General features: G+C 69.6%; 15 protein-coding genes and 1 pseudogene. 8 read left to right on the top strand and 8 right to left on the bottom strand.

What is annotated here, in order from left to right:
* Window positions 1-201: pseudogene (locus CEP50_RS14635) on the top strand (cobyric acid synthase); the annotation flags it as partial.
* Between the two features lie 220 nt (window positions 202-421).
* Here the strand turns inward: CEP50_RS14635 and CEP50_RS14640 are convergent.
* Entirely contained in the window at window positions 422-1,129 is a 708-nt protein-coding gene (locus CEP50_RS14640) for a FadR/GntR family transcriptional regulator (protein WP_106114517.1), read from the bottom strand.
* A gap of 172 nt (window positions 1,130-1,301) precedes the next feature.
* On the opposite strand from CEP50_RS14640, the gene CEP50_RS14645 reads away from it, so the two are divergent.
* Window positions 1,302-2,486: a CynX/NimT family MFS transporter gene (locus tag CEP50_RS14645; protein ID WP_106114518.1), complete on the top strand. Its 1,185-nt coding sequence runs from the start codon at window positions 1,302-1,304 to the stop codon at window positions 2,484-2,486.
* A 113-nt stretch (window positions 2,487-2,599) separates the two neighbouring features.
* On the opposite strand, the gene CEP50_RS14650 is transcribed toward CEP50_RS14645, so the two are convergent.
* Window positions 2,600-3,997: a mycothione reductase gene (locus tag CEP50_RS14650; protein WP_106114519.1), complete on the bottom strand. Its 1,398-nt coding sequence runs from the start codon at window positions 3,995-3,997 to the stop codon at window positions 2,600-2,602.
* A 506-nt stretch (window positions 3,998-4,503) separates the two neighbouring features.
* Between CEP50_RS14650 and CEP50_RS14655 the strand changes: the two genes are divergently transcribed.
* The gene (locus CEP50_RS14655) at window positions 4,504-5,889 is read left to right on the top strand and encodes a sugar transferase (protein WP_106114552.1); all 1,386 of its coding nucleotides are present in this window, start codon (window positions 4,504-4,506) and stop codon (window positions 5,887-5,889) included.
* Between the two features lie 74 nt (window positions 5,890-5,963).
* Here the strand turns inward: CEP50_RS14655 and CEP50_RS14660 are convergent, their stop codons facing one another.
* Window positions 5,964-7,115, bottom strand: a complete 1,152-nt coding sequence (locus CEP50_RS14660; RefSeq protein ID WP_106114520.1) for a glycosyltransferase — start codon at window positions 7,113-7,115, stop codon at window positions 5,964-5,966.
* Window positions 7,116-7,151: 36 nt separating this feature from the next.
* Window positions 7,152-8,504 (bottom strand): O-antigen ligase family protein, encoded by a 1,353-nt coding sequence (locus tag CEP50_RS14665; RefSeq protein WP_106114521.1) that lies wholly within the window; start codon window positions 8,502-8,504, stop codon window positions 7,152-7,154.
* A gap of 223 nt (window positions 8,505-8,727) precedes the next feature.
* On the opposite strand from CEP50_RS14665, the gene CEP50_RS14670 reads away from it, so the two are divergent.
* Window positions 8,728-9,933 (top strand): DUF1972 domain-containing protein, encoded by a 1,206-nt coding sequence (locus CEP50_RS14670; protein ID WP_106114522.1) that lies wholly within the window; start codon window positions 8,728-8,730, stop codon window positions 9,931-9,933.
* Between the two features lie 4 nt (window positions 9,934-9,937).
* On the top strand, window positions 9,938-11,596 hold the full coding sequence (locus CEP50_RS14675; protein WP_106114523.1) for a hypothetical protein: 1,659 nt from the start codon (window positions 9,938-9,940) through the stop codon (window positions 11,594-11,596).
* Window positions 11,597-11,688: 92 nt separating this feature from the next.
* Here CEP50_RS14675 and CEP50_RS14680 read toward each other — a convergent pair whose 3' ends face one another.
* From CEP50_RS14680 to CEP50_RS14690, 3 genes are read right to left on the bottom strand one after another with little or no spacing between them, the layout of a single operon-like run.
* The gene (locus tag CEP50_RS14680) at window positions 11,689-13,476 is read right to left on the bottom strand and encodes a right-handed parallel beta-helix repeat-containing protein (RefSeq protein WP_258175264.1); all 1,788 of its coding nucleotides are present in this window, start codon (window positions 13,474-13,476) and stop codon (window positions 11,689-11,691) included.
* A gap of 56 nt (window positions 13,477-13,532) precedes the next feature.
* Window positions 13,533-13,955, bottom strand: a complete 423-nt coding sequence (locus CEP50_RS14685; RefSeq protein ID WP_181188403.1) for an adenylyltransferase/cytidyltransferase family protein — start codon at window positions 13,953-13,955, stop codon at window positions 13,533-13,535.
* Window positions 13,952-14,719, bottom strand: coding sequence for a CDP-alcohol phosphatidyltransferase family protein (locus CEP50_RS14690; RefSeq protein WP_106114526.1), 768 nt, complete (start codon window positions 14,717-14,719; stop codon window positions 13,952-13,954). The genes CEP50_RS14685 and CEP50_RS14690 overlap by 4 nt, the downstream gene beginning before the upstream one ends.
* A 270-nt stretch (window positions 14,720-14,989) precedes the next feature.
* Here CEP50_RS14690 and CEP50_RS14695 point away from each other — a divergent pair, with 270 nt between their 5' ends.
* Both CEP50_RS14695 and CEP50_RS14700 read left to right on the top strand, forming a co-directional pair.
* Window positions 14,990-16,513 carry an AAA family ATPase gene (locus CEP50_RS14695; RefSeq protein WP_106114527.1) on the top strand — a complete coding sequence of 508 codons (1,524 nt, stop codon included), beginning with the start codon at window positions 14,990-14,992 and terminating at the stop codon, window positions 16,511-16,513.
* A gap of 5 nt (window positions 16,514-16,518) precedes the next feature.
* A complete protein-coding gene (locus tag CEP50_RS14700) occupies window positions 16,519-17,745 on the top strand; it encodes a hypothetical protein (RefSeq protein WP_258175266.1) in 1,227 nt (408 codons plus the stop codon).
* Window positions 17,746-17,839: 94 nt separating this feature from the next.
* Here the strand turns inward: CEP50_RS14700 and CEP50_RS14705 are convergent, their stop codons facing one another.
* Entirely contained in the window at window positions 17,840-18,385 is a 546-nt protein-coding gene (locus CEP50_RS14705; RefSeq protein WP_106114528.1) for a YbhB/YbcL family Raf kinase inhibitor-like protein, read from the bottom strand.
* A gap of 362 nt (window positions 18,386-18,747) precedes the next feature.
* On the opposite strand from CEP50_RS14705, the gene CEP50_RS14710 reads away from it, so the two are divergent.
* Window positions 18,748-19,560 carry a S1 family peptidase gene (locus CEP50_RS14710; RefSeq protein ID WP_258175268.1) on the top strand — a complete coding sequence of 271 codons (813 nt, stop codon included), beginning with the start codon at window positions 18,748-18,750 and terminating at the stop codon, window positions 19,558-19,560.
* Window positions 19,561-19,581: the final 21 nt, after the last annotated feature.

The following is a 19,581-nucleotide window of genomic DNA, read 5'->3' on the forward strand; positions in this document are numbered from 1 at the left end:
GGACGGGAGGGTTTCCGGTGCTCCCCGGACACCTCGTTCGCCGAGCTGCGTGCCGGCCAGCTCGACGCCCTCGGTGACATGGTCGAGCGGCACCTGGACACCGCGGCGCTCCTGCGGTTGCTGGACGAGGGGGTTCCCCGGGGGCTGCCGAGGCTGTCCACGCATCCGGTGCGTGCGGAAACTCCTCGGAGCGGCTCCTGAAGCCACGGCCGGTGTGCTCCGCGCCCGATCTCGGGAGCTCGTCGAGCAGCGACCGGCCACGTGTCCCGCGCTCGGCGAGGTCCTGCGACCACGTGTCGGCCACCCGAGCCCTGCGGCGGAACCGCGTCCGGGCTCCCGGCCCGTGCGTGCGGGTGGGACACGTGTGCGGACCGGGGAAACACGTGTCCGGTCGTTCGCCCCGATGTCCGCGTGGCTCGGTTCAGGTTTCCCGGGCGGAGGTGTCGGTTTCGGGGAGTCCTTCGACGTCCGCCAACAGCTCGTCGAGGAATCCCCCCGCCTCGGCCGCGGCGCGTTCCGGATTCCCGTCACGGACGGCTTCGAACAGCTCCGTGTGTGACACGGTGCGCTCCGGGGGCACGGTGGGGTCGAAGGTGGTGGCGACGCTGGAGAGCACCGCCTCGCTGATGCCCTGGTAGAGCTGTATGAGAACCGGGTTGTGCGAGGCCTGGACCAGCCGGAGGTGGAAACTGCTGTCGGTGTGGGCCACCCTCTCCGGGTCGCGTTCGCCGATGGCCGCGTCCCGTTCCCGCAGGGCCACCTCCAGCTCGGCCACGTCGGTGTCGGTGCGTGCCGTGGCGGCCAGACGCGCGCTTTCGACCTCCAGGGCCCGGCGTACTTCGAGGACCTGACGCAGCTCCGTGGTGCAGAGCTTGCCGACCGCCCCCGATATCTCGCTGGTGGCCCGCACGAAGGTCCCGTCGCCCTGACGCACCTCGAGCAGTCCCGCGTGGGCCAGGGCCCGGACGGCCTCGCGGACCGTGTTCCTGCCGACGCCGAGGGCCTGCACGAGTTCCGCCTCCGGGGGAATCCGTTGTCCGATCGGCCATTCCCCCGAGGCGACGAGCTGGCGCATCTGGGCGATGACCTGTTCCACCAGGCCGGTCCGTGTGGTCGTGACCAAAGGCACAGGGTGGTCCTTTCATCCAAACATCCTACGTTTGCGATACTAGTACGCGATGTCTTACGAGTCGCATACAGAAGCCGTTTCCGACCGGCTGACCGTTCAGGATGCCAGTTCCACGGTGGGCCACCCCAGAAACGATGCGACTTCGCAAGCCAATGAACGCAGGACCGAGACCGTGGGGGACGGCCGCGTCTCCGCCGTGGGCGGTGGCCTGCTGCTGGCGGGAGTGGCGCTGGCCGCCGCGAACATGCGCCCCGCCGTCACCAGTCTGTCCTCGATCCTGGGGGGCGTGCGGGAGTCGCTCGGGGCGAGTGCCACCTGGGCCAGCATGCTGACCTCGGTGCCGACCCTGTGCTTCGGGGTCGCCGGGATCAGCGCTCCCGTGCTGGCGCGCCGCTGGGGGATGCAGCGCGTCGTCGGAGTGGCGCTCGGACTGCTGACGGCGGCGATGGTGGTGCGCGTCACGGGGGCGGCCACCACGGTACTGGCCGGAACGGTGGTCGCCTGTGCCGCCATCGCGATGTGCAACGTGCTCATCCCGGTGGTCGTCAAGGAGTCCTTCCCGAACCGGGTGGGCATGGCCACCGGGCTCTACACCACGGCCATGGCCGCCGGTGGTTCCGCCGGGTCCGCCTTCACTCCGTGGCTGCGTGCCGAGCTGGGGGGATGGCGACTGGCGCTGGCCACCTGGGCCGTGCTGGCGCTGGCCGCCTTCGCGGTCTGGGTTCCGGCCAGTCGCGGACACGGGAGCAACACGGCACCGAGCGCGCCCGGCAGCTCGGCGGAGTCGGGCAGGTCGCTGCTGCGCAGTCCGCTCGCGTGGGCGGTGACCGGCTACTTCGGCCTGCAGTCCCTGGTGGCCTACGTGATCATGGGGTGGCTGCCCGAGGTGTTCAAGTCCGCCGGGACCAGCGCCTCGACGGCGGGAGCGCTGGTCGGACTGGTGCTGTTGATCGGCGTGCCCGTCAGTATGGTGCTGCCACCCCTGGTCACGAGGACCGAGGGACAGTCCGCGTGGACGGTGGGACTGGCCGCCACGGCGATAACGGGTTTTCTGGGTGTGCTGGTGGCTCCGCTGGCCGCCCCGCTGCTCTGGTCCCTGTTGATCGGCGTCGGTATGAGCGCCTTTCCTCTGGCGCTGGTGCTGATCTCGTTGCGTACCCGCAACGCGGCCGAGACGAGCAGGCTGTCCGGGATGGCCCAGAGCGTGGGGTACCTGATCGCCTCCACGGGCCCCTTCCTGTTCGGGATGCTGCACACCGTGACCGGATCCTGGCAGGCCTCCCTGCTCGTGCTCATCGGTGTGCTCACCGCCCAGGGACTGCTCGGAGTGTTCGCCGGACGTCCACGCACCGTCTGACGGGCGTGGCGCGTGCGAGCGGAGCCCGCGAAGACGAGGACGTCGCCTGCGGGCTCCAACCGCGCGTCAGGGAGGACGGACGCCGGGAGGGGTGCGGTCTCGTGCCGTCCCCGTCAGTCCAGCTCCAACCCGAGCAGGGCGTTCTCCACCAGTTCGGGCATGGCCGGGTGTATCCAGTACTGCCCCCGGGGCAGGGATCGGGCGTCGAGTCCGAAGGACATCGCCTGCACCAGTGGTTGGATCAGAGTGGGAGCCTGGGGACCGATGATGTGGGCACCCAACAATCGCCCGGAGGCGGGATCGGCCAGCAGCTTGGCGAAGCCGGTCCGGTCCTCCATGGCCCATCCGTAGGCAATGCCCGCGTAGTCCTGTACCGAGCTGGTGTAGGTGATCCCCCGCTCCCGCGCCTGCTGTTCGGTGAGGCCGACCGAGGCTATCTGCGGTGCGGTGAACACCGCGTGCGGGACGAACCTGTGGTCGCTTTCGACCGGATCGTCCGGGTGCAGCAGGTTGTGCTGGACCACCCGTTCCTCGTGGTTGGCGACGTGTTTGAGTTCGTGCTCGCTGCTGATGTCGCCGAGTGCCCACACGCCCTCCACCGAGGTCCGCTGTGTGGAGTCCACCCGGACCTTGCCGTTCTCGGCGGTGGCGATCCCGCCCGCGGCGGTGTCGAGCAGATCGGAGTTGGGTCGTCTTCCGGTGGCCACCAGCAGGGTCTGGGCGTGCACGGTCTCGGTGCCGTCCGGCCCTTCCAGCACGAGTTCGACACCGTCCCCGCTCGGGGCGACCTTCGTCTGGGTGCGGTTGAGGCGTAGGTCCCACCGACGAGCGGCCGTTTCGGTGAAGCGTTCCGAGACGTCCACGTCCTCCCCGCGCAGCACCCGCCCGGAGCGGCCGACCATCGTCACGCTCACCCCGAGGGACGAGAAGATGTGCGCGAACTCGGCTCCGATGAAGCCCGTTCCCAGGATGATCATGCTCTCGGGGAGCCGTTCGAGACGCATCACGCTGTCGCTGGTGTGGTAGTCGACGTCGTCGATGCCGGGGATGTCGGGGATGAGGGGGCGCCCGCCCGCAGCCACCACCACACGGTCGGCGCTGATGGCCTCCTGGCCGGTGCCGGTGTCGACCACGAGTTGGCGCACTCCGGTGAACCTGGCCACGCCCTCGTAGAGGGTCACGTTCGGGTTCTGCTCCGCCCGGAAACGCCGGCCGCTCTCGGCGATCGTGTCGATACGTCCGAAGATCCGGTCCCGGATCTCCTCCCAGCGCACCTCGGTGCGACGCAGGCCGACCCCGAGCGTCTCCCCGGCGGAGGGGGAGTCGGCCACGTCGGCGGTGTGCACGAACATCTTGGTCGGTATGCACCCGACGTTCAGGCATGTCCCCCCGTAGGAGGAGGCGCTGCCGACGCCCTTCTCCACGACGGCCACGTCCCAGTCGGAGAACCGGTCGTCCAGGATCGCGTTGCCCGAACCGGTGCCGATGATGATCAGATCGAAGTGTCGCACGTGTCCATCCCGTCTCGGTTGTGTTGCCGGAACGTACAACCAGCGGGAGAACGGCGGCATTCCTCCGCGCTGTTCCGGGCGGGAGGGGGTCCGGGTGGCCACGGAACCTCGTTCGGTCTCCCTCTCGGAGTCGTTCGTGGGGAACTTGAGCGAAAAATGGCGAATTGTTATTCGTTCGTTCCGAATTCGGAACGATTTTCCCGAAGGTTTTTACGGGTGGTGTGACCAGGTTTTTCCCCGGTTCAGCGGTGCGTTCGTGCGCTGTAACGCGACATGAAAAAGCTTCGAAAAATGGGGACGGGATCTCGGTTCACTCCGGCGACGGAACGGCGCTGCGCGCTCGGGTCGTCGGCGGCGTGTCACGGATGAGTGGAGTTCGTATGCGGATGTCTCGGCCACGGCCGTGGGAGGACACCGAAGAACCGCACGACACCCCGTCCTTCCGGCACGAGGCTGCTGACGAGGACGACAGGGGGGACGGCGGCGGACCGACCGCGACAGGGGGGATGCGATGGGAACGGCTGTACCGACTCGCTGTGGCGGGAAGCGACACGGGCGCCGCGCTGCTGTGCGTGGGCGGCGGGGCCGTGTTGCTCGACCGCCCCGGGGGAACTCGGGGGCTGCTCCTCCTCGTCGGGGTGGCCGCCGCGTTGGTGGTTCCGCTGGTTCCCTCCTGGGACCAGCGGATTCTCGGCCAGGGGACCGAGGAGTTCCGCAGACTGGGTCGAGCACTACTGACCACGGCCGTGGTCCTGGCCTTCGCGGCTGTGGCCTCCGGGGCCACGTCACTGCGTGACTGGATCTTCGGCGTGTTGCCCTGCACGGCGCTGCTGTGCCTGTTACAGCGCTACACGCTGCGCAAGATACTGCACCGGTACAGGGCCGCAGGCTTCTGCCTGCTCCCGGTGATCGCCGCGGGACATCCGGACGCCCTGGAGGACCTGATAGCGCGGACCCGCCGCGAGTCACACCTCGGCTGGCAGATACGCGCCGTGTGCACCTCGGGAAGGTCCGGCGACGGCCGGGCCCCGGACCGGATCGGCTCGGTGCCCGTGGTCGGGGGGTTCGAGGACGTGGCCACGAAGGCGCGGCTCGGCGGTTACCGGGTGGTGATGATCAGCGCCGACCGGTACTGGACCCGTACCAGGATGCAGCGGCTGTGCTGGGACCTGGAGGGAACCCCCACCGAGATGGTGGTGGCCCCCGTGCTGATGGACATCGCGGGTCCCCGGGTGCACGTCTCGGAAGTGCTCGGTATGCCGCTGCTGCGGCTGAGCGAACCGGTCTTCACCGGACCCCGGTTGTTCGTGAAGTCCCTGGTGGACAGGATGGGAGCACTGCTTCTGTTGGTGTTGTTGTCCCCCCTGCTGGGAGTGATCGCCGCCTGCGTCAAGGCGGACAGCGCGGGCCCCGTGCTGTACCGGCAGCGCAGGGTCGGCCACCACGGTGAGCCCTTCGTGATGCTGAAGTTCCGCACCATGGTCGAAGGAGCCGACTCCCTCCGGGAGGGACTCACCCACGACGAGGGAGCCGGACCGCTCTTCAAACTCCGTGACGACCCCAGGACCACCGCTGTCGGGAGCTGGCTGCGCGGCTACTCGCTGGACGAGCTTCCCCAGTTGGTCAACGTCCTGCGCGGGGAGATGTCCCTGGTCGGCCCCCGCCCCTCGCTGCCGGGGGAGGCCGCCCGCTACGAACCGGAAATGCGCAGGCGTTTCCTGGTGCGGCCGGGAATGACGGGGCTGTGGCAGGTCAGCGGCCGCAGTGACCTCTCCTGGTCCGAGAGCGTGCGCCTCGACCTGCGCTACGTCGAGAACTGGTCGTTGACCCTGGACGCGATGATCCTCTGGAAGACGGTGCGTGCCGTGCTGGGAAGACAGGGAGCCTACTAGTGCGCTCCCCTGCCCCGCTGCCGAGAACGGCCGAACGCCCGGAGGGGACTCCGACCGCTGTCGGCGGGACGGGTTCACGGGAACTCCCGTGTTCCTTCGTCCACACCGACCACTCGCCGAACACGGTGGCGATAACGTCGCGGGGAGAACAGCTCAGCCGCCTCGGCGCGGGCGGAGCGGGCCAGCGACGTCGCGGTCTCCCAGTCGTCGAGCAGCTCCGCCGTCCGGTCGGCCAGGGCCCGCGGATCGTCGGCGGGGACCACGTGGCCCCTTCGACCCCGGTCGACGGTTTCGGGCAGTCCCTGGGCGTCGGTGACGATCACCGGACGCATCGCCAGCTGCGCCTCCACGGCGGTGTTGCCGAACGGCTCCGTACGCGAGGGGACCAGGGCTATGTCGGCGGCGGCGTAGTGCGCCCACACGTCGTCGGTGAAGCCGTGCGTGGTCACGACGTGTTCGAGGCCGTGCCGGTGCACCAGCTCCTCCAGCTCCCGTTCGAACCACTCGTAACCGGGAAACGTCGAGCCCACCAGGTCCAGGCTCACCCGATACCCCCGGGCGTGGAGCAGCGCCACCGCACGCACCGCGACGTCGGTGCCCTTGCGGGGGGAGAGCCTGCCCACCACGAGGAGCCGTCGCGGCCTCCGCTCCGGAGGAGGCGGTTCCGGAGTCCGCTGCGGTCCCCGCACCCCGTTGCGCAGCACCCGGACGCGTTCCTCACGCAGCACCGGCAGACTGCCCGAGAGCACCTCCTTCGCGGCGTGACTGTTGACCAACACCGTGTGGCAGCACAACAAAGGGGCGTTCAGACCGAGTCGCACGGGCGACGGGGCGTCCTGTTCCGCCTCGTGCACGTGGGCCACCACCCGATGACCCAGCAGCCGGGCCAGCGGCGGCCACAGCGGAACGGTCACCGTGTTCACGTAGACCGTCTCGGGTCGGTACCGCAGCAGCAGCCGCAGTGCGGGGAGCACACCGAGCAGGCAGTCCCGCAGGACGGTGAGCAGTCCGCGTGGCCGCAGGGCGCTCTTGCGGAGCACGGGAGTGCGACAGCGCAGCACCCGCGCCCCCGCCGCGTGCAGTCGTCGGACCAAGGGGCCGCCCGTGGGCAGCACCACCAGGACGACACGCCCCGCCTCGGTCAGCGCGCGCACCGACTCCAGGAACATCCTGTCGGAACCGTAGAGCTCCGCCGAGGGGTGAACGAACAGGACGGGACGAACCATGACCACCTTCCGACCTCGTCTCCGTGGGGCACGTGTCTAGGGGCCGCCCCGGCCGGCCCTCACGGGGGAACCGACCGGGAGACGGCGGCGTGCGGGGGGAGGTGTCCCGCCGGTCCGTTCCCCGGTGCCGCGCCCGCCGCCCGGGAAGCGGAGCATCTCCGCCCAGGCCGCGAGCACGAACAGCCACACGGCCGCCACGTTCGTCGGAGCCCCGAGCGACTCCGCGAACATCGAGTTGGCCAGCATACCGATCAGCAGGGAGTGGACGAGTATCCGCTCCGGGTGGGAGCCGGGGGAGGAACGCGCCGAGCGTGCCGTGTTGACGAAGATCCCGACCACCAGGGCCGACCACGCGGCCAGCCCGAGCAGCCCGGAGTTCACCAGCAGGTTGACCACGGCGTTGTGCCCGCCTCCGAGCCCGATCTCGTCCAGGAACAGACCACGGGTGGCGCTCTGGCCGTGTCCGTAGAGCGGTCTGGTGGCGAACTCCTCGAGGGCGTATCCCCACAGCTCCGTGCGGGAGTTGAGGGTCAGCAGCCGCGTCGTCGAGTGACCCCGAGTGAAGAACGCGACGATCGCGGGCGCCGCCAGCAGGAACACCGCCAGCATCCCGACGGAGAGGAAGGCCGCGATCTCCACACGACGTGCCCCGCGCCACCGGATCCACAGGGCGACCAACGACCCCACGGCCGCACCGAAGGCCGCTCCACGGGTGTTGGTGGCCATCAGGCCTCCCGCGCAGACGAGGAGCATGCCGAGATACACCGGGAACGGCCACCGGGATCCCCCGTGGCCGTGCCTGCTGCCGAGCAGGTAGGCGAGCAGGACGACAACCGCGATGGCCAGGAACTGGCCCGCCGTGACGGGGTGCAGGTACAACCAGGTGAACCGGTCCGGCTGGCTCTCGCGCCGGGGGAACGGAACCAGCACTCCGAACACCACGGAGGCGGTGACCAGAACGCAGTAGGCGTGCGCGAAACGGTGCATCGTCGGACGACCGGTGTGCCGGACCACCGCACGTGTCAGGGCGAGCAGGACGACCATCTGCCACGAACGCACCAGCGCCATCTCCGGGTACGGCGTGTAGGCCGTGGACAGGCACAGGACAGCCACGTAACCGTAGGCGGCCAGTGTGGTCCAGTGCGCGGTGCGAAGTCGCGGCGTGGGACGGAACCGCAGGAACAGCCACGCGGCGACCAGGGCGTAGACGGCGATCTCCAACAGTACGAACAGGTCCGGGTTTCCCGACACGGACTGGTCCTGTTCGCGGATCCGGAACTTGTACTCGCTGGATACGATCAACGCCAGCAGACAGGCGGCCAGTGTCCAGCTGTCGGTGTCCGGACGGGGCTCGGACGAGTTCCAGAGGAAACGGCGTGAGTCGGGCACGGGATTCCTTCGCGGAAGGGTGCTGCCCCCGCGGTGGCGGAGGAGGGCTGTCGGCGAATCGGGACCACCCTAGAAAGTGCGAGCGACGTTCGGGGAGGGTGTCGGTACACGAACACACGAACCCCACCGTGCGGCGGCAGAGCGGCCACGCGAACGTCCGGCGACTTCCGCTCACCGCCGCCCCGAACGCGGAGAGGGACCACCCGGACGGACACGGGAATGGATGGCGATGCGCATAGCGATGTTCGGCACGCGCGGAGTTCCCGCGCGCTACGGCGGATTCGAGACCTGTGTCGAGGAGGTGGGACGGCGACTGGTCCGGATGGGACACGAGGTCACGGTGTACTGCAGGCACGGCAATGACCCACGGGGGGAGGCCGGTGAGCACCTGGGGATGCGCCTGGTGCACCTGCCCGCCCTGCGCAGGAAGTCCCTCGAGACGTTTAGCCACACCGCCCTGTCGGTGGGGCACGGGATGCGTCGCCCACCGGATTCGGCCTTCGTGTTCAACGCGGCGAACGCGCCGTTCCTGCCGTTGTTACGGGCTCGTGGTGTTCCCACCGTCACCCATGTGGACGGACTCGAGTGGCAGCGGGCGAAATGGGGCGGAGCGGGCAAGCACTACTACCGGGCGGCGGAGGCGATGTCCGTACGCTGGTCCGACGCGTTGATAGCCGACTCACGCGGAATACAGGACTACTACTCGCACCGTTTCGGCGTCGACACCGACTACATTCCCTACGGCGCTCCGGTGCTGCGGGCGGCCGGATCGGACACCCTGTCCGAGTACGGACTCCGTGCCGGGCACTACCACCTGCTGGTGGCCCGTTTCGAGCCGGAGAACAACATCCACCTCGCCGTGGAGGGCTATCTCGCCAGCGGGGCACGTCACCCCCTGGTGCTGGTGGGCGCGGCTCCCTACGCGGACTCCTACACCGCTCTGGTACGCCGACGGGCCTCACGCGGCCACGGCGTCCTGTTCGCCGGGCCCGTGTGGGACCAGCGTGTTCTCGACCAGCTCTACGCCAACGCACTGTCCTACGTGCACGGGCACTCCGTGGGAGGGACGAATCCCTCGTTGCTACGTGCCATGGGAGCGGCCACCGCGGTCTCCGCCTACGACGTGAGTTTCAACCGGGAGGTGCTCGGTCCCTACGGGGCCTATTTCTCCGACGCCACGGAGCTGGCCGAGTGCTTCGACGCCGCCGAGCGGGCACCGCACCGGACGGCGGAGCGCGGCAGGCTCCAGCTGACCAGGCTGACCCAGTACTACGACTGGGACCGCGTGGCGCGGGACTACGCGGACCTCGCCGAGCGGGTCCGCCATACCGGCCCCTCCCCGCGTGCGGGGAGGAGACCGTCGTTGTTCGCGGGGTTGCGCGCGGGCACGACGGAGGAACAACGGGAGCAACGGGCGAAGAGGGAGTGAACTGGTGACCCGAAGCCGAAGAATCGGGGCTGCACTGGCCGGTGCCGTCCTGTTCGGAGTGTTGACGCCCCCGGCAGTGGGGGCCGCCGAGGAGTCCCCGCGGCCGGTGACGGCGGGTGCCCTGCCGACCCCGCAGACCGACGGGATCGTGCTGTCCGTGGAGATCGTGGGCGACACCGTCTACGCGGGAGGGCACTTCGACAAGGCCCGTCCGGCGGGAGTGTCCCCAGGAGGGGCCGGGGAGGTTCCCCGGGACAACCTGATGGCGTTCGACCTGCGTACCGGGGAGATCCTCCCCTGGTCCCCCTCGGTGACCGCCACCGAGTTCGAGTCCTCCACCGATCCGGGGGCGTTGTGCGACTCGGTGGGTACCGACCGCTGGCGTTGCGACAGCGTGTTCGACATCACCGCGGGACCGGACGGGAAGCGCGTCTACGTCGGAGGCGACTTCGACAGGATCGACGGTGCGTGGCGATCCCGGGTGGCGGCTTTCGACGCGGCGGAACGAACACTCGTCGACGACTTCGCCCCCCGGGTGGCGGGGCGGGTGCGCGCCGTCTCGGCCACCCGCGAGGCGGTCTATCTCGGCGGGGCCTTCGACGCGGTCGACGGAGTGGAACGCACCAGGCTGGCTGCTGTCTCCCCCACCGGGGGACTGCTGGACTGGACCCCGGAGGCCGACGCCACGGTGCACAGCCTGCGGGCCGTGCCCTCCCACGGGCGGGTTCTGCTCGGCGGGGCCTTCGACACGGTGAACGGACAACGGCGGGTCGCCCTGAGTGCCGTGGACACCGACTCCGGGGCGAACGTCTCCTGGCAGTGGCAGGCCCCGTCCGTCGAGGACGTGGTGACCGACATCGTCACCGACGAGAAGGGCAACGCCTACTTCGGTTCCTACAACTGGCACGGCACGAACCCCCGCTTCGAGGGACGCGGGGCGGTGCGGATCGACGACGGATCCACCGTCTGGATGGACGGCTGTTACGGGGACACCCAGTCGGTGGCGGTCGCGGACGGGGTGGTCTACGCCGCCTCCCACACGCACTCCTGCGCCGCGCTGGACGCGATCCCCGAGGACGGTTCCATCGACTACCAACGGTTGACCGCGGAAACCGCGGCCGTGGGAGGCAGCGCCGTCAGGGACACCAACCACGTCAGCGAGGGCGACCCCGTGCCCGAACTGTTGCCGTGGTTGCCGAACACCAACGGGGGGCCGCAGGACAGCCCCTGGAAGAACGGTCCGTGGGCGATCGACGCGAACTCGGAGTACGTGGTGGTGGGCGGCGAGTTCACCACCGTGAACGGGCAGCCCCAGCAGTCGTTGACCCGGTTCGCCGCGCGGTCGGTGCCGGGGGCGGTCCATAACGGCCCGCAGGTCCCCTTCGGTGCGCCCGAGGTACGGCGGAACTGGATCAGTCGTGACGTGACGATCGAATGGCAGGGAACCTGGGACGCGCAGAACAGCGCGATCCGTTACGAGGTGATCCGGGTGGGCACCTCGGAGCCGATCCACACGGTGACCAGGGAGTCGTGGCCCTGGGAGATCCCGAGCATGAGCTTCACCGACACCGACGCCCCCAGCGGGGACACCGAGTACTGGATCCGGGCCGTGGACGCCGACGGGGCCTCCATCGGTTCCCCCAGAGGCAGCACCGGTTGGTGACTCCCCGCCCGGGCCCGCGCCCCACGGGATCCCGCGCGGGCCCGGGCGGGTCCTTCTCCGCCTCCGCGCTGCGGGAAGGGTTGGGTCGCTGGTCAGGCCCGTCCGGGCGGAACCAGCAGCCCCACGTCGGGGTGCCGCCGCGGCGGCACCCCGAGCCTCTCGGCCGTTTCCGGAGGGGTCGGACGCCCCGCGCCCTTGCCCGGAACACCGTCACGCAACAGGTGGTTTCCCCGCTCCGGGGCGCGGAAGGGGGTCCCGGGAAATCGGGTGTGGACACTGTGTTCGCCGTGACCGGTCCTCTCGGTGAGCTCGGACAGGTCCTCGATCCGCTCGGTGACTCCCGATCCGAGATACCAGTCCCCCAGGTGTTCCTCCTCGCCCCGGAGATAGACGTTCCCGTCACTGTGCGAGACGAACTCCGGTGTCGGTACGCTCTTCGGTTTGTGGTCGGCTGCGGAGAAGAAGGGATGCCGCCCGGCGGTGCCCGCGAAGTAGTTGTTCACGAGCCTCGTCTCGCCGGTGATCCAGCTCAACCCGCGAGCGGCGCTGTAACGGTCCGACTCCGGCGGACGCGGATCGTTGTACAGGCCGAGGGACCCGTGGTTGCCCGTGAAGGTGTTGTGGACCAGGCGCACCCGGTCGGAGCTGGACAGTTTCACGCCGAACCCGTCGTTGTCCGCGATCAGGTTGGAGGCGAGCAGCGCCGCCGAGGAGACCTCGTAGAACAGGCCGTGCTTGAGGTTTCCCCGGGTGACGTTGCCCAGTACCAGCGCGTTCGTGCATCCCAGGTCGCACCACCATCCCGTGCCGAGGTTGTCCAGGAAGGAGTTCCGCCGCACCACGGGATGGTCGGTCCGGGTGATCTTCATCCCGGCGGCCCCGATGGCCGGTCCGCTCAGGGCGAAGCGCTCGCGGTTGTTGCGGGCGGCAAGATTGCCGGAGAGTCGTATCCGGTGCGCCTTGTTGGCCATCAGTCCGACGAGACCGTTGTCGCTGAAAACGTTGTCGACGACCTTCGCCTCGGGGGCGAACACGGCGGTTCCGCTGGAGGCGGACCACACGAACGCGTTGCCCTCCAGGGTGACCCCGGGTGAGTTGACCACCACCATGGCTCCCCGGCGCCCGTATTCCTGGCGTGAGGCGTAATGGGCCACCCCGATCCCCCGCAGACTGCTCCCCGCCGCTGCGGGGCCGTCGAACTGGAGCAGCCAGGGGCGGGTCGAGACCTCGACGGTGGCGCCGTTCGGGTCGCTGCCGAGCAGCAGCACCCCCGCCGAGGGGTCGGAGAGGAACGTGCCGGGTTCCAGCTCCCGGCGGGTGCCGACCTGACGCAGTGGCGTGCCGTCGCGGAAAACCATCTCGGGCAGCCCTGCGTGCGGGTGGGCGGGGTCGATGATGGCCGGAAGGAAACAGTCCCGGCAGAAGTCCGGGTTCCATCCCGTGTGGGCCCATCCCCCGGACGTCCTGGTCCAGTCGGTGACGATCCGACTGCCCTTGAACCAGACCCGTTCTCCGGGAAACGACCTGATGTGCAACCGCTTCCGGACGATGCCCACGCTCTGCCGGTAGGTGCCCTCGCGCAGCACCACGGTGGTTCCGGACTCCGCCCTGCGGACCGCTTCGTTCAACGTGCGCAGCGGGTCCGTCCGCCCGCCCGTCGCGTGATCCGCGCCGTGCGGGGAGACGAAGAGCGCCGTGGAGGGTACGGGCGTGTCGGTTCCCGGAACGCGGGGCAGCGAGTTCTCGAACGGTGGAACTCCTCCCGGGTCGGAACTGCCCGGTCGAGGGGGAGCGGCGGAGAACAGCAGGAACACGCACAGCACCGCCGTCGCCAGCACCGCGGGGACACGGCGCCACACCCGTCGCCGCCCTGGTCCCATGTGTCGGTCCACCTTTCACGGGTCGGGGCTTTCCCGTCCTCGACGGACCGCGATGTTCACTCGGTCACGGACAGCCGCCTACGCAACAGTGTGCTCGAAACACTGTCGGTGTAGGGAAAGTACACGACCCGGACCCCGACCCTCGCGAGTTTGGCCTCCAGTTCGCGTCCCCGCGTGGTGCCTCGCCAGTCGTCGCCCTTGAACAGCACGTGGAAACCGATCCGTTGCCAGGTCAGGTACTTGTCGACGTGCGGGTCCGGCACGGCCTGGTCCACGTAGCGGATGCTGGAGACGATCTCCAGCCGTTCCTCGAAGGGAATCACGGGCGGGCGTTCCTTGGCGCTGGAGACCACGTCGTCGGTGGCCACCCCCGCGACGAGCAGGTCGCACTCCGAACGCGCCCGTTCCAACACCCGAAGATGGCCGACGTGGAACATGTCGTAGGCACCCGGCGCGTAACCGACCACAGGTCTGTTCACGGTTGTCCACCCCCGATGGTCAACCGTCGCATACGCAGGAACCAGGCGGGCAGTGCCGCACAGGCGAACAGCGCGTGGGCGAGGAACAGGGCGGTGTAGACCGTCCGGAACACCATCGGGAAGCCGAGCAGCGCGAAGGACAGGCAGAGCACTCCGTAGTCGGTGGGAGCGACCAGCAGGGAACGCCACACCGAGGAGGCCTGCGCGGGGCCCGTTCTGCCGCCGTGCACCCGCCGGAGCTGGTCGTTCAGGATCATGCCGAAGAAGAGGACACTTTCCACCACGGCGAAGCCGAGCGGAACCAGCGACCAGCCGACGGGCTGTTCCACGAAGGAGTACCAGGACACGAGCACGGCCACGTGCACCAGGGGGATCTTGGCGCTGTCGACCACGTGGTCCAGCCACTCACCGGCGGGCCCGCCACCTCCACGGAGCCTGGCCAGCTGCCCGTCGGCGGAGTCCAGGGCATAGCCGAGCAGCAGGGCGAGACACACCGCCACTCCCTGGGCCGGTGAGGGGGGAAGCAGTGCCACGGCCAGCACACCGAGGAAGGTGCACAGTGCACTCACTCCGGTCACCTGGTTGGGAGTCCGCCCCCACAGGTGGGCCAGCGCGGCCAGCAGACCTCCCGCCCTGCGGTTGACGAAACGGGAGTACGCGGGGGCTCCCCGTGCGGACTTCTGCACGTCCGGCAACCGGGCGAGCGTGGCTTTCCATCCCGCATCGGCGGACCGGTTGTCTCTCGTCGACGGGGAACCGAGCACGGAATCTCCTTGGTGTGCCGCGTCGCCTCACATGGAGGACCTTCGTGAGGTCCCTGCCGGGACCACGTCCGAAGATCGTCCGAAAGGCCCTGTTCGTTACAACGTTGGTGGGATCGACGTGTTCGCCGACGGTGACCCGTTCCGTGACATGATCCCCCCGGTGGGGGACTGCCGGAACTGCCGACCGTGGGACCGTTACCCTCCCGTGGGCACCTGGCGGCGGGCTCTCGTGCCGTGCCGCGTGCTGAAGGGACCGTGGATGGAGCCGCGATGAACGAACTGCTGCCCGCCCCGAACATCATCGGTGCCCTGTGGCGGTACAGGTGGAGTTCGTCGCTCGTGGTTCTGGGCACCGTGCTGGTGAGCGTGCTCGTCGCTCTCACCGTGGGCGGAGCGGGCTCGGCGCAGGCGCGGATCGTGCTGAAGTCCCCGGACTCCGTGCAGGCCCTGGGGTTCGAGGTGAACAGCGAGTCCGGGTTCGTGCGTTACGTCAACCAGCGGGCGCTGTTCGTCACCTCGGACCGGGTGCTCGGTGCCGCCCGTGAACGGCTCGACGACCCGGAGAGCATCGAGGAGCTGCGCGACTCGGTGCGGGCACGGGCTTCGGACAACGGGGACTCGGTGACGGTGGAGGTCGATCTCGGGGACGCGGCCCGTTCGGCCGAGGTGGCCAACGCCGTCGTGGCCGCCTACCAGCGTGAGTCGGCCGCTGAGGTGCGCAAGGCCGCGGAGGAGGCCCTGAACGCTCTGCGGTCGCGTCGTGCGGAACTGGCCGAGCAGCTCGAACAGGCCGGAAGTGCCACCTCCACGGCGGCCGAGCGCACGGTCAGCGAACTCGACCAGCGGATCACCGAGATCGACATCTCCTCGGAGCAGTTCGGCGACGGGGTGGCCTTCGTGGACAAGGCCGTCACGGACTCCTCGGGTGTGCTCGCCCTGTTGCTCCGCAACACGGCCGCCGGCCTCGCCGTGGGCTTGGTGCTGGCCGCCACCATCGCCTGGGTGCGGGCCGACCGGAACCGCAGGGTCCGCAACGCGACGGATCTGACCCGGCTCGCCGAGGAGCCCCTGCTGGGTGAGATCGAGGCCCTCGGGGAGGAGGAGTCCGCCCGGCTGCACAATCTCGTGGTGCCCCCGCTCGGTTCCTACCGCCTGGTCGCCTCCGTGCTGCGGAACACCGTGCGGGGCGGGCTGGTCGCCGTCACCGGAGTGAGCGTCGGTGACGGGGCGACCACGACCGTGTTGCAGGTGGCCGGAGCGGCGGCCCGGGACGGTCTGCGCGTGCTGGTGGTCGACGCCGCCGTGCGTACCAAGGAACTCTCCCACAGCGTGGCCTTGCAGAACGACTGGTACGGGATGGCCCCCATAGCCGCGGGAGCCGCCACCCTGCACACCTCCACTCGCACCATCGAGGTGAACCCCGGTATCCAGTTCCGGGTTGTTCCCGCCGGACGTGCGGGGGAGGGCGCTCCCGACTACTTCCGCTCCTCGTTGCTGCGCAGGGCCATGGCCGAGGCCAGGGCGGGCTACGATCTCGTGCTCGTGGACCTGCCTCCCCTGGAGAGCGTTCCGGAGATGAGCGCGCTGATACCGGCCGCGGACGGCGTCGTGCTCACCGTGCGCCGGGAGGGTTCGGTGGCCGCCTGGCACAGGGCACGGGAGAGGATCGAACTGCTGGGAGGACGGGTCGCCGGGCACGTGTTCACCTTCGCCCAGCCCGTGGCCTCCGAGGGAACGCGGGAACAGCCGGAGACACGTGGCGGTGTGGCGGCCTCCCCGGAACACCGCGGGTGAGTCCGGTGACGCTGGCGAGACGTCTCGTCCCCACCGGCGGGGCCTCGAAGGACGGGATGGCCGGGATACTGTCCCAGGGAGCCACCGCGGCCGCGAGTTTCGCGGTGCAGTTCGTGGCGGCCGCGAACCTGGAGCTCGCCGAGTACGGCGTCTTCGCCGTGTTGTTGGCGATGTCGGTGGGAGCCAACGCGCTCTACGTCGGCTTCGTCTGCGACGGTTTCGCCGTTTTCGACCGGCACGATCCCGCGAACCGGGCCGGGCTGGTGACCAGCGCCGCACTGGTCACGGGGCTGTGTGTGGTCTGCGCGGTGCTGTTGTGCGCGGTGCTGACCCCCGAGCGTCGGTGGTTGCCTCCGGTCTACGCCGGGCTGGTGGTGTCCAGGTTCCTCGCGGAGACGGTGCGCAGGATCTTCGTGACACGACTGGACTTCGGTTCCCTGCTGAGAACCGACCTGTGTGCCCTGGTGGTGACCGTGCTGGCGTTGGCCCCGGCCACCGGCGGCTTCGACCGGGCCCGTCTGGCGGTGCTGTTCGGGGTGATGTGCTGCGGGGCGCTCACCACGGTTCTGGTCGGGTTGGTGCTGCTTCCCCGGCGGGAGTGGACCCGGCTGCGTCCCGGTGTCCGGGCGTTTCCCACGCTGTTCGGATTCGCGCTGTGGCGCGCGTTGCAGGCCGGTCTGCGTCCGTTGAGCCTGCTGGCGGCCCGACTGCTCGTGGCACAGCTGGTCTCCACCGCCGCGGTCGGTGCGCTCGAACTGGCCCGACTGGTGGTGGCCCCGGTACAGGTACTGATCAACGGTTGCGGGAGCCTGTTGCTGGGCAGGATGGCGGCCAGGCGGCGGAACGGCGGGGAGAACGACCCGCGCGCGCTTGACGGGGTCGGTCGGAGCCTCGGGGCGGCCGCGGCCGCCTGCGGGGCCGCCTCCGGGGTGCTCGCGATGGGACTGGGCCCTGTTCTGCTGGGGAAGTCGCCGATGGTTGCGGTGGTGCTCGGCTGGGTGGTGTACCAGGTGAGCTGGGCCGTGGGGCTTCCCTATGTCACCGAGCTCGTGACTCGACGCATGTCCCGTCGGGTGTTCGTCATCCGGGGGGTCGACTCGGTGCTCGGACTGGGACTGGCGACCTGCGTCGTACTGGTCACGGGAGAGGTCACGCTGCTTCCCCTCGCGCTCGCCGCTGGGGGGCTGTGGACCGTCCTGCTCGCTCGTCGTGCGGTGGTGCGTCCACTGTGAGTGCTTTCGTTCCGGCGATCCGTTCGGGAGGGGAGCGCCGCGGCTCACCCCGACCGGGGTGAGCCGCTTTCCCCGGAACAGGGGAACGGGTGGGTCAGTGCGCGTAGGTGGGGGCGATGACCGCTCGTCCGACGGCGTGGAAGGCGAGCATGAAGTTGACCACCGCCGGGGTCGCGTCCTCGTCCACACCGAGTTTGTCGCTGTCCACGGCGGTCACGGCGAAGTAGTAGCGGTGCGGACGGTCCCCTTCGGGCGGGGCCGCGCCGCCGAAGGCGCGTTCGCCCATGTCGTTGCGCACGTGGAAGGCCCCGGAGGGGACTCCGCTGCCGCTGCGGTCTCCGGCACCGGTGGGGAGTTCGGTCACCGAGGCGGGTACGTCGACCAGCACCCAGTGCCAGAAACCTCCCGGGATGGGAGCGTCGGGGTCGAAGCAGGTGACCACGAAACTCTTCGTGCTGTCCGGGAAGCCGTGCCAGGAAAGCTGCGGTGAGATGTTGTCCCCGCCCGCGCCCATGCCGTCGAAGGCCTGGGCCTTCGACATGGGTTGGCCGTCGGTCACGTCGTTCGAGGTGACCGTGAAGGAGGGGATCCGGGGAAGAAGGCTGTACGGATCGGGGTCGATGGGACGTTCCAGGCTCATGGTCTCTCCCCTTCTCGTGGTTCGGAGTTCGGTGCCGCTCTCCCCGCGGAGAGATCGACCGGTTCCACCCTATTGACGGGCGTGGCTTCCTGTGCCGTGGGGACGGGCCGGTCGGGGTGTCGTGTCCGTGTCGGACGGTGGAGGCACGCCACCTCCCGGGGTTACTCACCGCTGTGACACGGAAAGTATCCCCACCCGATCGGGTGGTAATCGTTCGTTCTTGTCGCTGAGGCGCGCTGGTCCGGAACCCTTCGTGGACACTGGGTTCCGTCGGTACGGCCGATGAACTCGATCAGGCGATCACTCCGAACGGGGATCGCGTGAGTGCCGTGGAGCTGTCACGACGGCGACGGGGGGCGAACATGCGAGGAAGATTGTGGCGTGACCGGTGTGCGGTGCTGCTCGCCGCTCTGTTGTGGACCGCGCTGACGCCGCTCGGCACGGCGGTCGGGGAGGCCCGGTTCGGGAGCCTCGCGGCGGAACGACCCGTGGTGGGAGGCGAACCGGCCAGGGTGGCCGATCACCCCTGGGTAGTGTATCTGACCGACCGTCGTGGCGAGCAGTTCTGTGGCGGGACCCTGGCGGCCCCGGACAAGGTGGTGACCGCGGCCCACTGCGTGGCCGAGCAGCGCCCGGCCGACGTGCGGGTGGTGGCGGGACGCACCGACAAGAACTCCGGTGCCGGAACAGTGACGGAGCTCGCCGGGATCTGGACGCATCCCGACTACGGCAGCGCCTATGGGGGAGCGGACGTGGCGGTGCTCACGCTGCGGAGTTCGCTGTCACGTCCCACCCTTGTCCTGGCCGACGAGCAGGACGACCAGCTGTACCGGCCGGGCAGGACGGCCACGGTGCTCGGCTGGGGAGCCACCTCCGAGGGAGGGGTTCCGGCGGACGTCCTGCGCAGGGCCGAGGTGCCGATCAGGGCGGACTCCGAGTGCTCGGCCGCCTACGGCGGGGATTTCGTCCCCGGTGCCATGGTCTGCGCCGGCTATCCCGAGGGTGGTGTCGACAGCTGTCAGGGTGACTCGGGAGGGCCCCTGACGACCGGCGGCAAGCTCGTCGGGGTGGTCTCCTGGGGAATCGGCTGTGCCCGTCCCGGCAATCCGGGGGTCTACACCGAGGTCGCCGCCTACGCCGACTCGCTTCGGGCCAGGGTCGGTTCCCGGGGGTGACCTCTCACCCACCACACGGGT

This window comes from Actinopolyspora mortivallis, from assembly GCF_003001495.1.
Taxonomy (GTDB): Bacteria; Actinomycetota; Actinomycetes; order Mycobacteriales; family Pseudonocardiaceae; genus Actinopolyspora; species Actinopolyspora mortivallis_A.